The 16,558-nt window shown below is 64.2% G+C and carries 1 protein-coding gene (only partly in view); it reads right to left on the bottom strand.

This entire window lies inside a single protein-coding gene on the bottom strand: locus tag OH799_RS00465, encoding an ElyC/SanA/YdcF family protein. The 112,296-nt coding sequence extends 26,670 nt beyond the window's left edge and 69,068 nt beyond its right edge, so the window shows coding positions 69,069-85,626 — codons 23,023 (partial) to 28,542 (complete); the first complete codon in reading order (the gene reads right to left) occupies positions 16,555-16,557. The start codon and the stop codon both lie outside this window.

The following is a 16,558-nucleotide window of genomic DNA, read 5'->3' as shown; positions in this document are numbered from 1 at the left end:
CAGCAGCGGCGTTTCCGTGTTGCCCCACCACCCCGCCGGATTCGACAAAATGTAGTCGACCGCCTGGTTGCCGTAGTACACGGGCTGATACTCGTTCTCGACACCGCGCGCACCGATACCCTGCGCGGCCTCGGTGCCCACGGCACCGCGACCCTGCACGACATCGGTGCGCGCGGCGCGCACCAGCCCAACCAATCCCGCGGCGTGTGCGGCGACCTGGTGCACACGGGTAAGCAGGTGCGCGGCAGGCGAATCCGGCGGAACGAGATTCGCCAGTTCCGCGGCCCGGGACTGCCAGTCGACGTCGGCCGCCGAATCGCCTGCGACAGCGGCGATCTGCGCCGTCATTGCCCTGGCGTCGCGAATCTCCACAGCCAGTCGCCGCAGATTCGCCAACCACGCTGAAGCGCGATCTCTGTGGTCCCGGTGCGACTCCTGTGCCGCCAGTTCGTCCGCGACGTAGGCGTACAGCCTGGCCAGCTCCTCGGGCAGCCACGCAATGAACGGCGTCAGATCTTCGAGCAACCATTCGGTGAGCTTTCCGTCGCTGAGACCGAAGTGCCCCACCAGCGCATATCTCTCGGCCACCTTCGCCTGCGCCCGAGTGATGATGTCGTCGACGACCGCATCCGCCGCCGACCCGGTACCAGCAACCTCAGCGACGAGCTGACGTACCTCGTCCTCGAACACCCGCGGGAATATGGCGCCCAACCGGGCGAACGCCGTTCGGACATCTTGTGGCACACCATGTTCGAAGGCATTGTTCGAGGACTCGATCACCCCCCACACCGCACGCACGATCGCCAACACGTTGTCGATCGGATCAGGCGTCCGGTCGAAGTCCGCACGCAGCGCATCGGCCACCGGCACCTGCTCGTCGCGGAGGAACTCCCACAGACTCACCAGGTCGGCCACCACCAGGCCCCGGTCGACCCAGCCATCCATCGTCGGCAACCATTGCGCGAGATACGCCGCGGCGCCGAGCCCGCCGGTCGCCATATCTCTGGCCATCGACGGATCGCCCGGACCTGAACCACCCCGACCCGGTTCACCGTCTGTGGTGGGCAGGCTGTCGCCGCCGGAATCGGTCGGTTCGAAATTCCAATACCAGTAGCTCTCGGCCTCGGCGTGAAGTAGGGCCCGCTCGGGAGAGTCCGGATCGTCGAGAGCTTTCCGCGCAATCCATTCACTGGCCTCCTCTGGCGTCCAATCACCTTGGCGGACTTGTTGATAGGCCGCACGCTCCCCATACCTATCGGCCGGAGGTATGAAGCGACTCGGTTCGAAGTCGAAGATGTCGATGGCGTTCGACATACCGTTCCGGGTGCTCGCAGCGAGGATCTCGTCCTGTGTCTCAGCCGCGCCGAAACCAGGTGCGCCTACCATCTTCTCGAGCCGGAACAGCACCTCGTTCTCCACCCAGAGGTTCATGTTCGCCACCTCGTCGCCGTCCGGCGGCGCTGGTTCCGGATCCGGGTCGGAATCCTCAGCGAGACCAACCTGCAGGGCGAGCACGTAAACGAACTGCCGCACATCCACATCCATCAGCAACGGTTCGAAGATGTACATCCTCTTCTCGTCGTGATTAGGCAAGAACTGCCGTTCCGATCTGGCCTCGATCCGCCAGCCCTTCTTCAGGAGAACGAGTAACCGCTTCGACAGGCTTGGCGACATCGCGATCACCTCGTCGAAAACCTCGCCGAAACCCGTCTCCACCCGCTCTTCCGGCTCGCCGCCGATGAGGTCATCGGTCAGGTCCTCCACGGCATCGGATCGGGAAGCCAAATCGGCTGCACCGATACCCGCCGCGGCCAGACCGGTCCACAGAATCGTCCGACGCGGCAAACGCTTTTTCGAGGGCGGGAGTCCGTTCTGATCGTCGTCGAACGACTCGAGCGCCTTCCGCCGTTCGGTCGCCTTGAGCTTGTCGATCGTTTCGCCGAGCTCCGTCGACTCATCACCATTGCGCGCGTCCGCATCCCGATGCCCGGACACCGCGTGGGCTCTGTCAGGATCATCGGTGGTTTCGGGCGAATCGGCGGCAATCTGAGTAACGACCAGCTCAAAGGGAACCTGCGCCGGAGCCGAGGCCGCTTCACCACGAGCAAGGGTCTCCGCGACGCCGTTGACGATCGATTCGCGGCCGAAACCCTCCAGCCCATACCCGGAATTGAGCAACCAGCGCTCGTACCCGGCATCGAATACCTGCTCGGCTCCGTCACCGCGCTCGTCATTCCGCTGACTGGCGTTGCGCAGCACCGCCCCGTACAGATCCCGATAGCGGCCATAGAGTTCCTGCCGCACGTCCTCCAGGTCCGGTGCTGCACGATCAACCAGTTCAGCAGCGACCTTTTCCGCTACGAGAGTTTCCAACGGATGCCGCAGCGCCCATGCGCCTTTCGAGGATCGGCGCGCGAGATCCGCGACCTGGTTCCGCCATGTGACGGCATCAGCTGTGGCCCGCCGGTCCACGGTGATGACGATGGAGTCGTCCTGCCAGGAGACGTCCATGCAGGCACCGGGTGGCAGGTCGGCGACACCAACCTCACCAACCTCGATACCGGTGGCGGCAACACGTTCGGCAACGCACGACACCGAGGCGGTGATGTCCGCCGAAACACCGGCGGCGTCGAGGGCGGTCACATCGATCACGTCTCGTCGTTCCGTCGCGTGCTGACGAGCCTGAATCGTGTCCTCGAGGTGGCGGACATCGGCTACCGCGGCGAGATATCGATCGCCGATGGCATCCAGCGCGGCGACATATGCCTGATGCCGACCGACCAGGGCACCGGGTAGCTCATCGCCGTTTCGAACGTATCCGAGAAGTGCGAGACGGTCTTTGGTGAACCGATCACCGAAGTCGTGCGGAACCGGTTGGCCGACCAAGGTTTCCAGCGCGGACTCAACGGTCGAAGCGAACTCGTCCGGGTCTGTTGACTCGACGGGTGCTCCCAGCTCGTAGAGCAGATCGCGCAGGACGATCGCGAGACCGTCACGCCGGGCCAGGGCCTCCAGGTACGCACCCTCGATCCCCCAGGCAGCGGGCTTGCCGGTGTGCTTGCCGATACGGTCGACCGCCGCCCCGACAGCGTCGTAATGGCCCTGGATGTCACCGAGAACATGTAGTTGACCAATTTCTCGCTGAGTTGCCCCGCCGACCAGGGCAGGCAGCGTCGATGCCGCCGAGCCGCCGCCCGTCAAACCCACGAGAATGACTCCCAGTTCATTACGCCACGCGAGTGCGGCTACGTATGCCGTGACCGACTCGGCATCCTCCTGCGTTACTTCCTCCTGGTCCGGCGGAAGAGGGCTACCGGCATATGCCTCCGCAGCTGGGACTTCCTCTCGGCGGTGCCGCTGATTCAGCCGGTCCAGCTCCCATGCCACAACGGCACCAGCAGCGGCCGTGGGCAGGGACTTTATGAGCTGCCAGGCCCGAACCCGAGGCCACATCTTCTCCAGGCTACGAATTGTGTTCACACGATAGTGATTATCTGGGTTGGCTCGGAATTTGGCGACAATTCGCTGCCGAGCGCGCTCACGGTCACGGTGCTGAAGGAATTCCTCATAGGCTTCCTTTGCCCCCGCCAAGAATTCCGATGACGGAGGAACTGAACTGAACGCTTTGGACTCCACCAACTCGAACATAACCTGTAATGCAACTAGTTCTGCCTCTGCCTCGCGCTCGTATGCGGCAGTCAGCTCCCGCTCGATCCACTCCTCTTTCGACATTCTAAATTCAAGGTCCCGTAGTTCAAATTCGGGATCCCCCGCATGTCCGAGTTCATGGGCTAGGACATGAATCAAACTCTCCAGATTGCCCCTGAGGGCACGATCGATCAATATCCGTTTACCCATGAACAGGGGCCCGATACCTTGTGGAAGAATCGCAATTCCGCGAGGGTCAGTGCCCCCGAGAACCTTCAGCTCATCGGCCGATACGTACTCGAAGCTCCAGTTATTGTCCAGAGCGAACTGAACCTTATCAGCCAGAGTTATCGAGCGGTCAAGGAATTCCGCCACGTCGTCGAGGGGATTCGGCTCCGGTGTGTCATAGGCCGAACTACCGTCCACTGGCTTTCCATCCGCCCCGGTTGCCAGCCGTGCGGCGGCCAGGAGTCCCAGACGCAGGATCTGATTCCTCGTGAATCCAGGCTTCTGTGCGGTGCCTTCCTGCTGATCGAACAATTCCCGTCCGTGCTCGGCGAGAGCACCACTACGCCCAGCGCCCGCACCCAGATACGACAACCAGCCGAACAGCGAAACGGGAGCTTTCCCAGACGACGCCCTACTGTCACGTGGTCCGCTCGATCTCGGCTGCTCCGGTGTTTCGGTATCTCGACTTGGCTCGTGTTCCGCCGTGCCATCCGATCCACCTGGCCGCGACCGTCGATCGAAAGGTGCCCCGCCACCGCGGTGTGAATCGTTGGAACCGACCCCTGGTGCCGCCCTACGCCGCTGCTCCCACGGCTTACGGCGCCGCAGCGAATCATCGGACAACGGGTGGTTCATCCGCCCCGTGCCCTCGGCATCGCGCCACACCCCATCGGTATCGAGCAGCAACACCATTCCACCGAAAATCCTCGCCACACGCGACTCGACCAAGGTCTTCACGCCGTCCGCGTCGACTTCCCACAACCACACCGGTGACTCACGCTTGCCGACAGCTTCGACCACACTTGGCGACGACAAAGCCTCGAATGCCGCAGCGCGCCGGCTCTCCGCACTGCTGCCGGACGGCACCAGCACGACCAGTCCTTGCTGCTGAAGCAGCTCAGCAAGGTCCTTGACCGCAAGTTTGAGCCGGGATCTGAAGGTTCCTATCGTGCCTCCGACGGCCTTAAGGGATTTCTTGAGCGATTTGTCTTCCACATACCGCTTCTGGAACGCCGACTGCTCGACGTCGGGCAGTTGCCCCACAAGCTCTTCGACCAGTTTCGGTTTGCGACGCATCGCCCAGTTGACGATCCGCTGATCGATCCGGGTGGGCGGGCACTCACCACCGGACAAGTCGTCGACTACCAGATGGAATGCATTCCAGAACAGCGGCGATATCGCCTCTTCACTCAGATCGGTCGCCCGAGCGGTAGCGGCCTCCGAGTTGCCCGCTGGATCGAGATACCGCACTCTGAAAACATCTGCCTCATCCGGTGTGAGCAGATCCAGCGCACATTCGAACCGCTCCGTATCGTTGTGCCGAACTTCCTCGAAAAGACGCTCGGCATCGATCAATTCGACAATTTGCTTGGCACCTTTTCGCCGGTTCATCTCCACTGTCTTACGCAGCATCCCGGTCGACTGCGTTATTTCTGCGTCCGAGTTGCCCTCCACCGCCAGGAACGCCAATGCTGCGACCTTCGCGATGGACGGGCTGAGCAGCCTAATCGCTCTCTGCACGGCCGCTTTACCCTCGGGATCCTCCACCAGCGCAAGGACCCTGTCGCCGTCGCTGGCGGCCGTGACGTCGTTGGCCGAATCCAGGTGACCGGCCAATTCCGTCACTGTATCGACGCTGCGGTTTGGCGTTTCCTCGGGTCGATCCGACGTCGAATCTTCCTGGGGCTCTTCGTGCGCCGTAACGTTGTCCGCAGAGCCGTCGCCACCGCCCGGTAGGTCAAGCGGCGGGCCGGATGCGATGTCGTCCGCCTCGCTCACCTCAACGTTGCCGAGCAGTTTGACGACCACTCGTTCGACGGCGTCGAGTTCCATCTCCGCGACAGTCTCGTCCGGCAACCCCATCGCGTCGCCGACCGCGGTGGGCGACAACCCCTCCCAGCACCGCCGCCGCAAGCAATGCTCCAACTGGGGCTCGTCCTTGTACAACGTCCCGATCGCCGCATCCAGGTCCGCGTCGGAGGCGTTGATCAGCGAATCCCGCACCTCCGGCGACACCTCGCCGGCATTGCGCAGGGCGGCATTGCGCAGGATCTGCATCATCCCGCGGCGCAGGCGCACGTGAAGGGCCATCTGCACCAGACTCGCCTCGACCGCGGCGGCGTCGCCGTCAGGCAGCGCGGCCATGCCACGCTCCAGCCGCGTGAACACTTCCGCAGTGACGACACCCGCCGCCTCGTCACTCGCGACGGTTGGCCGCACCGCGCGGAACACCGCGTCGGCGTGCGCCTGCTGGAGCGGCATCTGACGGCCTGGGAGGTCTCCGGACGGGACCTGATCGGCGACCACCTCCCGCGGCATGGCCGGGTCGTCGGCGGACCGCCTGGACCAGTCGTAACGGGCGTCGACTTCGGCAATAACCTGCCGGAGTCGTTCCTCGCCGCCAACCCGATCCAACAGGTGCCCGAAGGTGGCGATGATGTCTTCCGGCGCGGTCCGGAAGTCAGTATTCCGTCCCTGATAGAAACCGTAACGCTCGATCAGGTGGCCACCGAGCTCCGAGAGCTCGATCGTCGCGCCGGTCTCCTGATTCGTCACCGTGTAATCGCTGGCGCCGAATACCCCGTCACGGAACGGCGATTCTTGTGCTACACCCATTGATCCACGGCCCTTGACCGTGTAGGCGTGCCCCCCGGGTCCGATATAACTGCGCACACCAAAAGTACCCGACAAGTCGATGTTCATCCGAATGGCCTCACCGATTTCCGCATGAGTGAGCCCGAGCGCGAGTACGAGATCGTTGTCCCGGCACAAGGTTTCGATCAACCCCTCGTCAGCTTTCAAAAAGCCGTACTGCGAGCCGATGAACTCGCCGGCGGACTCCCCGGCCGGTTCGATTTCGAGTAGCCGCATCCACCGCTCGAGATCCTCGATCGCAAACCCGTTGAGTTCGGTGAGACGCCGGATCAACTCGGTGGGGTTCTGGCCGGCGACAACGAATCCGGTCCGCTCCCTACAGATGGGAGCTGGCTCCACACCGATATCAGCGGGGGTTACCGCACGCACTCCCCGACCTTCAGTGGGTCTGCCCGAACCACGGAGTTTGTACTCCAGCCAGCCGTTGGTGAGCTGCAATACAGGCGTGGAGCCGTCTTGCAGAGTGCCGACACCAAGAATTCGCGACTGCGCGATCATTTCGTCCAGGCGGTCTTCGGCTACCGGACCGTAGAAATTGATCGTTTCATACGGTCCGATCACGGCGGTCACTTCGACATCGCCGGATGTCAGACGCAGGACATTGTCGGCGATGAGCTGGAATCCCGAGTCCAGGAGCTGCTGTTCGAGTGGGACCTCGGCGAACTCGAGCTGGTCGAGCCCCGCCGTGGATTCTGCGGAAAGCGGGCCCCCGGACACACGTCCCCGGCGCGACAAGTCAGTTTGCACATCAACATTCGCGCCGCTCTGGCCACTGAAGATACGGGACCGAACCCGCAGCTCGGGTCCGCGCACTTCGACAGCGACCGCTATGACAGGATCCTTGTCACAGCGGACCTCAGCAGAGCGATCGCGGTGCAGGACGAGCCGGCCGTCCCGTATTTCGATAAGGAAGCCGCCACCGCGATAGAGGTTGTCGCCCAACCTATTGATCCCGGGTAGATGGGGAAGGATAACCAACGGCACCACATCGTTGAGCAGCCACTCACCGGGCTGGCGGTCGCGCAGGCTGTCAATTTCTGCCTCTACCCGCGCGAAGACCTCGGCGATCGCCTCATCGGCTGCCGGGCCCTCGCCGAGTTCTGCCTGCACCAGACGCGTCACCTCGGCCTCGTACAGCTCACGGAAGGCGGCCAGCCGTTCCGCGCGGGACGGCGGGACGGGTGCGGGCTCCACAACGCTGTCGAGCTCATCGGTGATCTGCTCGGAGTTCTGGGGATCGCCGGGTTCATCAGTGGCAGAATCTGTTTCCGCAGCGATGGCGGCCGCGTCCGGAGCGATCTCATCGATGACTGCGGGTGTCAGATCGCGCAGCAGCCATTCGACGACAGTCCCATCACACAGGCTGTCGATGCCCGCCTGTCCATCCCGCGCGTAGACAGCAGCCAGCTCCGCTTCCGCACGCGTGATGACTTCTTCCACAACCCTTTCGGCTACCGGCCCCTGACCGTAGGCCGTCTCGGCGAGTTTGCGCACCTCGACGTGATACAGCCTCGGGAACACGGTGCGGAGCAAGTCGAACGCGGCCTGGATATCGGGCGGAATGTCTTGTTCGAGAAGGACTCCCGCAGCGGAGTAGTCGATCAGTCCCTTCAATTCGAGCAGGATCGCCACCATGGTCGAATCCAGATCGGCGGCGACGTCGCCGTCCGTGCGCATCCCGTAACGAAGGAAAACCTCTACCGGGACATCGACCGCGGCCACGCCGACCTGGACGGTGTGGTCGTTGTCGTGCGCCCATTTCTCCACTGTCTCCTTGGCACGCCGGAGATGCTGCGGCACGGTGGAGATGATGACTCTTCTGGGTTTGCGGCCGAGCTCGTTCTCCAGATATGTCATGGCGAACTCGATGTTCTCTCGGGTATTCGAGGCCTCCCGCTCGCGGATGATCCGGTTCGGATTCATACCCGTCTGTCGTGCGACCACACTGTTCCGGTCCGCCTCGGACACACTGTCACCCGGTCGCGCGAAACCGGTGAACACCTTGGGGACATCGTGCAATTCGCTCTTCTGCAGCTTCTCGCGAAGTTTGTTCGTGAACACGGCCGGTGTCGACTCGTCGGCATTTCCCAAATGCAGGACGGCATCGGGATGGAGAACGGGCGGCAATTCCCAATTCCCAGCGAAACGGAGGAAATCCCATATCTTCTGTAGCGCCTGCTTCGCTTGCTCGACATCAACCCGGCCCAATGCTGCCAGCCACGCGTCGAGCTCCGCCATCGCGAAATCCGGGCTCGGCTTCGTATCGTTGGGGCCTGTAGCGTTCTCGGTCGCAAGGAGCGGTTCCGCACTACTGTTGCCGAAACCCCGAATCGTATAGTGCGGTCCCAGTTCGCTGAGTGTGCCGTGATTTTCGTCGAGCCCCAGTTCACCCTCCAGAACGGCGATCGGCGTTTCCGGCGAACCATCAGGACGGTCGATGCGGTATGTGACGCGGGAAATATCCGATGTCCAGGCGGGCAACCCATCGCGGTCATAGTCGGTTTCGTAGCGGCGCAGGTCTACCGGCCGACCCACCATCATCCGCGCGATGTCGGTGTCGCTGATGTTGAGCGGCTCGAGCAGCTTGATCCTGCCACGGTTGGTCTTGCGGATTTCGATGATGTGGGTTCCGACAACCCACTCGCCCTTGTCGTTTCGCTCGACCAGGTCTACCGCGACCTCCATACGCGCGCCCGGCGGCTGTTCCCGACGGAACGCTTCAATGAGGTCAGCGAGCCCATCCCGGCCGTAATAGACCGTCGACGCCCAGTTCCCGCCGTCCTGATGGACATAGCTTTGGCCGTCGTAGCCCGCCAATGTCGGTGGAATCGCGCCGATCGCGAGGGGTAGAGGTGAGCGGGCTCGCCTGATCAGCAGCATCCGCCAGGCGCAATCGTCGCCGGTCGGCCTTTCCGCTGTGTGCGCCGGATCGGTCAACCAGGCCCGGATCCTATCGAGGACGCTGCGGAAGTTGTCTGTGCTGCCATCGATTTCGGTCGAACCGCGACTCCTGGTCGGCTTGCTGACCGAAGTGTCGGCGTGCGGCGAGCGCACCGTGCCCACCGCCCGCTCGGTCGCCCACGCCATCTTCCCGACCAGGAATCCAAGGCCCTCCACCGCCCTGGCGCCGAAATAGGGTGCGGCAGAATTATTCACGACTCCATCAACAGATATCGGCGGGTTCGGCGGGCGTTCCCCGAGTTCCGACTCGTGGGATGGAAGCACATCGATATACGGGATGCCGAGGACATCGATGTCCGGATGCGGTGCGTCGCCGCCGGACAATCCGCGGGGAACTTCGACACCTCCGACCACGATCTCGGCTCGGCACCGATCGGGTGCCTCGATTGACAGCTCGGAGTCGTTACGCAGCATGCGCGGGATGTACCGGGCTACGTACACTGGCGGCACCGGGACTCGGGTCATCCCGAGGTGCCGCAGTGACCGCTTATGGCCTTCGAACCAATTCTGGGCCGCCTCGTACACCGACCGCTGAGTGTCCATCAGCTGGATTTGCGCCCGCTTCAGGTTGTCCAGCGACCACAGGTCTTCCGCGCTGAGCCGTTCAGCGGGAATCGACTCCAGATCGGCCCGGTCCAAGGCCATGGCCCGCAGGTTGGCGCGGTGCCGTGCCTGCAAAGGGATGTCCGGATCCGGTGATACCGCAACGTATTCGGGGAATGCCTGCAGCATCGTGTGCTGGGTGTAGGACAGGCCGGTGGCGAGGATGTCTTCCCCGTCCGCCAGCTCCGACCACCAGCCATTGCGCTCATCTCGAATCAGATCCCTGGGCCGCAATTCCCTGCGTCGCAGCGCTCGGTGCGCATGATCGATGTCTCCCTTGTTGATCGGCAGCTGTTCGGCGCCGCCGAACAGCTTGCGGATCTCCTCGAGCAGTAGATCGTGGATTGCCCATGCCAGTGGCGATGCCTCCGAGCCACGCTTGCGGACCTCGGCATCTGCTTCTGCCACGACTTCGAAGAAGTCGAATCCATACCCTTCGCTAGGTTCGACTTCCTGTTCGAGTGCGGCGATTCCGTGCTCGTCGAGGACGCGTTGACCGAGCTGGCGGCGTACCCGGGCGAGCCGCTCGAGGCTCGACGGCGACCGGCCTTCCGTCTCGATATAGGTGCGGTCGATTGCGGCGACCAGTCCGACATTTACCTGCTCTGCCACCATCCAGTGCAGTGCATGCGCGAATTCGTGGGCAGCAGTCTGCCCCGCCGGCTGGATCAAGTGGGCGGCGTTCGAGTATCCCGTGTCGAATTCCCGCGCACGCCGATGCCGCCAGTCGGCGATGTCCGAGTCGAAGTCCTTCCCGATACCGATCCAGCGGGTGGAACCGCAACCATGCCTACCTCCCTTCGAAAGGTGGAAAGCATCGCCATATCCGTTGCGCAGATCGGGGGTGAACCGCAATTCCCAGAGCGTTATTTCGGGATGCAGCAGCAAGGCCGGATCACAGGTGGATGCCACCTCACGGATGACGGCCGGATCCGCCGCATCGCCGCCGACCACTTCCAGCCGGTGCGCATCCCGGAACCACGCGGCAATTTCCACTCCGGAACCGAAGACGAGTGCGTCACCAGTCACCGTCCCGGAATCGGTGCCGCGAGTTCCGATCACCACACGGCCACCGCCACTGCCGCCGCCGTCCAGCGAGTCGTAGTCGACGAGGTACACCGGAGGTATCGCGTCGGCGGGGGCGGACTGCGCCATCATCTCCGCAACAGCCAACTGCCGCAGCGTCTCCGTCAGCTCCGCGGGCCTTTCTCGCGAACCCAGCATCGCCAGATCCCACTCCGTGGCCCTGCGGTTGCGCGCGTCGACCGCGGTCAATGAGGGTTCGCCGCTGTCGTCCGGTTGTGGTGCGAGCGGGTCTTGGGTCTCTGTCTGCTGGTCCGGAACATCCACGGCCGCAGCGTCTTCCGTGGTTGCTACCGGTCCGGCCACGAACAGCGGCCCGGCGGAGGTAAAGCGGTGATCGAGGCCGGGTATCCGCACACCCGGCTCCGTCCCGGCTTCCACCACCGCGACCGCCTGCCCCGACGACGCACCGGGGTCGAAAGCAAGCACGTCCAAAGGCCCGTCCCCGAGGTCACCGTCACGGCGGTCGCGTTCGTGCTGTGCGAGCAGCTCCGCATAGAGCTCTCCTGGTGCGGCGGCGCCGGCGGCCTCGTCGAGTTCCGCTCCGTCGTGGATGTCGGCCGGGTCGAAGATCCGCACCGACCCACCCACATTGCGCAGCAGCACCACATGCTCGCCGACGTCCACGACCGCGAGCCGTCCTTCCCGTCCGCCGAGCCATTCGATGAGCGCGCTGCCGGATTCGAAACGCGCCCAGGAGGTTTCGAGCGATTTCGCCAGGTCGGTTCCGGCTAGGAATACTCTGAAGTCTTCAGGCAGGGGCGGCGAGACATTCCCGGCCAGAGTGGAGACGACACCCCACACCGCCAGACCACATCGCTGCGGCGCCCACATCACCTGGTCCAGCCATGCCTGGTCGGCATCGCTCAGCGGGGGCGGACGGTAGCGGGCGGGGGCGGACGCCGACGGCACCGCGGCGGTCACTCGACGCGCCAATCCTTCCCGGTCCCATTCGATCAGCGTGGCGTTGTCGTGCGTCATGAAGTCGGTGATCCGCGTGGCGCCGGCCGCCTGCTGTCCGGCCGCCTTTTGCAGCTTGACCTGGAACTTGCGGGTCGCGATTACGTCGAGGTGGCTGTTGTTCGCGATCCGGTGCGCAGCTGTATCGGAGCGCAGGATACCGGGACCGAGACGCATAATCGATACCCGCCGTGGCGATCCCGTCACGGACCGATCCATGTGCGAAGCGGCGACCGCGGCCAGTGCGGATGAGGCCCCGTTCAGGTCCCCATCGACCAGATAGCTGTCCAGCTCCTCGGCGTTCTCTCGGTAGCCGAGCTGGAATTCCGCGTAACCGGAGTCGACATCGACCTTCCCCAGATACACCGGAACGCCGTGCGCGCGACCCCACTGCTTGGCATCGGCCCAGGCCTGCAGTATCGCCGTCAGCTGACTCAGCCGCCGCTCGTCGAGCAGCGGCTCACTCTGCAATCGGCGGATCTCACGCAGGACCAGGTATCGGTTCGCCAGATCGCACCACTCACTGGTGACGCCCGGCAACCAGGCAACCAGTTCCGGCTTGAACCAGGTCCACAGCCATTTGTCGCGCCACTCGAGTTCATGCCACGCTTTCGCGAAACCGGCTGTCTCCCAGTGCTGTCGACGCAGCGCGTCCGCGATCCGGGTGGGATCCACCAGCTCATCAGGTGCGCGCCAGCCCGGTCTCGCCGAATCGAGGAAGCGGATGGCGATCTCATCCGCTCGCTCTGCCCCATGGCGGTTTTCGCGCAATGACCGGTGGATCCAGCGCGCGGCCCCGCCCTGCGGCTGCGTGACATCGACGCCGGTCAGCCGCTGCCACGTGTTCCCGGCGGTTTCCCGTTCGTCGGGTTCGGGGGGCAGCTCACGCTGGAATCCGATCCGCGCCCCGTCCGCAAGATCCTGGGAAAGTTCGCCGTCCTGGCCGTCGGTCACCGGCACCTCACCCGCACGCGGCCGGGAGGCGATCAATACGGTCGGACCCTCAGTGTCGTCTCGTCCAGCGAGCAGGTCCTCGAGATCGAACTGCCGCAGCGGCCCTTCGGCTGTGCGGATGATCGCCGATACTCGCTCGTCGAGGGCAGGGGCTTCGCGCGGCCACTGCTCCTGCGGGTAGGGACGCCCATACATCCGCAAGATCTCCTGGAACGCGAGATGCGGGTTGGGAGCGTTGAGCGCCCGGTAGAAGTCGAACGGGTGCACATCGGCTGGGTTCAACCGTGTCAGCACACCGCTTCCGTCGTTGTGTAGCAACACGGTTGATGCGGTCGTCGCGCCCGCCGGCTGGGTAGCCACCACCGCCGTCGAGCCGGGATTGTCGGTGAGCCACGCTGCGAGCTCGGCCACAGTAGCGAATTCGGGCTGCGCACCCGATTCCGTTCGCGCTCCGATGCGTTGCCAGGCGCCTCCGAGCATCGCGGCCAGATCCACGCTCTCGGTTCCGTCCGGAAGGTCACCGGACCGATCGTCGACCGACATCCCTGGTGTCCGGCCATCCACCACCAGGCCAGCAACTATCCCCTGGACGAGCGGACCGTCGATGCGCGGGAATCCGAGCAGCTCCTGTTCCCATCGCCTATCGGGCGGCGCCGGCTGCCGCTGTGGCAACGCCGCAGCCGTGACAGGCTCATCGAGATAGCGCACCAGATCGTTGACGTCATGGTGCAGCGGTGACAGTCCTGCGTCCGACGCTGTCTCATACGACGGCAGCTGGGCGCCGAGATCCAAACTGGCGTAATACTCACGCCCACTCTGTATATCGACGTCGCGGCTCCGGGCGACAGTCAGCGCCACGACGCCGGGGATGAAGCGCACCACTGCCGTCCGCCGCCGTGGTGATCCACCGTCGGCATCTGCGCATTGCCGACCGGCATGCTCCTGAACAGCTCGCATCACACCAACCGGCATCAATGTCGCCGGAGTCCCGGTAACCCTGTGGATGTCGATCAACTCGGCGGTGTCCAGATCGTGGCCGATCGCGAACTCCGCGAAACCACTCACCGGATCCCAGTGCAGCAGATACGCCATTTGCTCGCCCGGCTGGTCCGCCAGCCAGGCGTCGACCTCAGCGAGCGTCGCCGACAAGGAACGCAGCTGTAGCAACTCCTTGCCGACCGCTGCGAGATCGTGCGCGATCGATTCCCTGTCCCTGACGTGGTCGAGGTCGAGGTCGACATCAAGTGCCGCCGCAAGGTTCTGCGTGGACGGACGTGCGGATTCGTCCTCGAGTTTCAGGTCTCGCCACTTTCGGGCTAGTTCACGCATTCGGCTGTCGAGCGCTGCCCGGTCCATCTTGTTGCGCCAGGACGCCGGAATACCGTACAGATGGTCGCCCTGGGGCCGCGGGAACGTCATAGCCATCTGTGTGGAGCCGCTCAGGGTGCGCCACGCGTCGTGGAATCTTTGCACTCCGGGAAAGCGTGCCCGTACGTCGCGGGCAGCACCGTCGAATAGTGTCTGCGCACTTCGTGATTCCGCACGACTGGCCCACGGCTGAGCCATCGCGTCGAAGGGCTCGTCCTGCCAGCGTCCAAGTGCCGATTCCGCTATCTCGCAGGTGTTCCATTCACCAGCGGCATCGGTCACCACAATGCGGGTGACGAGACCTCTGTCGTCATGGATGGTATCCGCCGTCACCGTGACCGGACCGCGACCAAGTGCGCGCGCCACCATGACGCTCACCACCTGCTGCGCGGCAGGAACCTCGACCGGATCGTCGAACCCGTTGTCTCGCAGCCACTCACCCACCACGGCCGCCGCCTGCTCAACCGCCGACCGGACATCGTCGTCGGCGCCGAACGTACCGATGACCACGGCCGAAGCGACATCGCTCATTCGCACGGCGCAGTCGACAACCACCGCCTCCGCCTCGGCGGCCTCCTCCGATGCTGTGCGAGCGGCGGACATGATGTCCTCGTCCGCATCATCGCCCGCGGGCGCAACCTCGGCCGTCTCGGCATCAGAGACCCTTCGCCACGCCTGATCCCGTGCGGCGACGGCGTCGGCACGGTGGACAAGTGCGCTCGCGAACTCTGCAGCCGCTACCGATAGTGGCGTATCGACGGCACCTTCCCGCGCGGCATGCATATCGATGAGATGTGCCTCGGCCACAGCAACAGCGAGCTGGTCGAAGGTGTCGCTGTCCACATCGTTGGATGCGTTGCCATCACCAGAGGAATTCGCCTGGCGCAACTGCGCGGGCGAGTACACACATGCCCGCACCGCGCCACTGAAGTCGGAAGCCATACCGGACAACAGTTTCTCGACATACTCGACGCGTCCGACCGCAGTCAGATACTCCGACGCGCCGTGGATGAACTCGTCCAGTTCTCGCGCGCGCTGTTGGTCATCATCAGTCAGACTGGACTCGAATTGATCCTGGTCCTCCAGCACCGACAACTCCGCCTCGGCCGCTTCGCACAGGCTGCGCACCTCCTCGGCCGCCATCGACCCCGACCTCGACCGAACCTCGCGGTAGATCGCAACCCACGCGCTGTTACGCGCGGCAACTTCGGACGCATACAGCAGTGCCAGCTGTGGGCCGAGGTTGGCCGCCCACTCGCCGGCAGCCATTTCGGTTTCGGAATCGGATGCGGTACCGAGCATTTCGCGCGCACGCCCAGCGTGATATCCGGCCTGCCACGCCGCGACTCGCAACCGGGCCCCCAGAGTGACCAGCTCATCGCACAGGTCCGGCTCTTCCCGATGCGCAGTCGCGATCAACTCATGTATCCGCTCGGCGAACCACCCCGACTGCGTCGGCGTCGACGGTTGCGCGGCCACCGCACGAATCTGCCTCTCCAACTCACGACGCTCGGAGAGCGCTTGCGCGTAGGTACGCAGCGTCCCGTCATCCGAGAGCGGACCAGCTTCAGCGCACAGTTCGCCGAACAGCTCGGCCTCGGTAGCTGCAAATCGGTACCACAGTGCCGTCGTCGCCAGGTGGTCGAAGCCAGCCTGTTCTTCCGGCCTCAGATCACCCATGGTGGGGTCGATCGATAGCTCTCTGATCCGACCAATCGTCCGGTTGATCCGCTCGGGGGCCAGGTCAGCAGCCGACACCCACAGCCCCATCTCCGCCACGGCGTCCCTGACCTGATCGGCGTCCACAGCGCACCGCACATCCGCCGACCACATCACCGAAAGCACCTGCACCGGAACCGATCCCGCGGCCAGTGTGCGCACACGCTCGGACAGCGCGGCCAGCGCGGCGATGCGCTCCGCGTAGAAGGCGATGTCCATCGCCGCTGCCCGATCCTGACGAACCAGTTCCGACAGGTTCAAGTGCGCCAAGCTACCCAGTTCGATGGGCGTCGCCCGGGCTACGGCCGCATCGCACCGCACGTGGCGAAGGTTGTCGAAGAGCCCGGCATCCACTCCGCTCTCGAAGATCTGAGCGCGC

The sequence above is a fragment of the Nocardia sp. NBC_00881 genome (assembly GCF_045207455.1).
Lineage (GTDB): Bacteria > Actinomycetota > Actinomycetes > Mycobacteriales > Mycobacteriaceae > Nocardia.
Note: the sequence above shows the minus strand (reverse complement) of the source record. Positions and strands in the feature narration are given on the sequence as shown.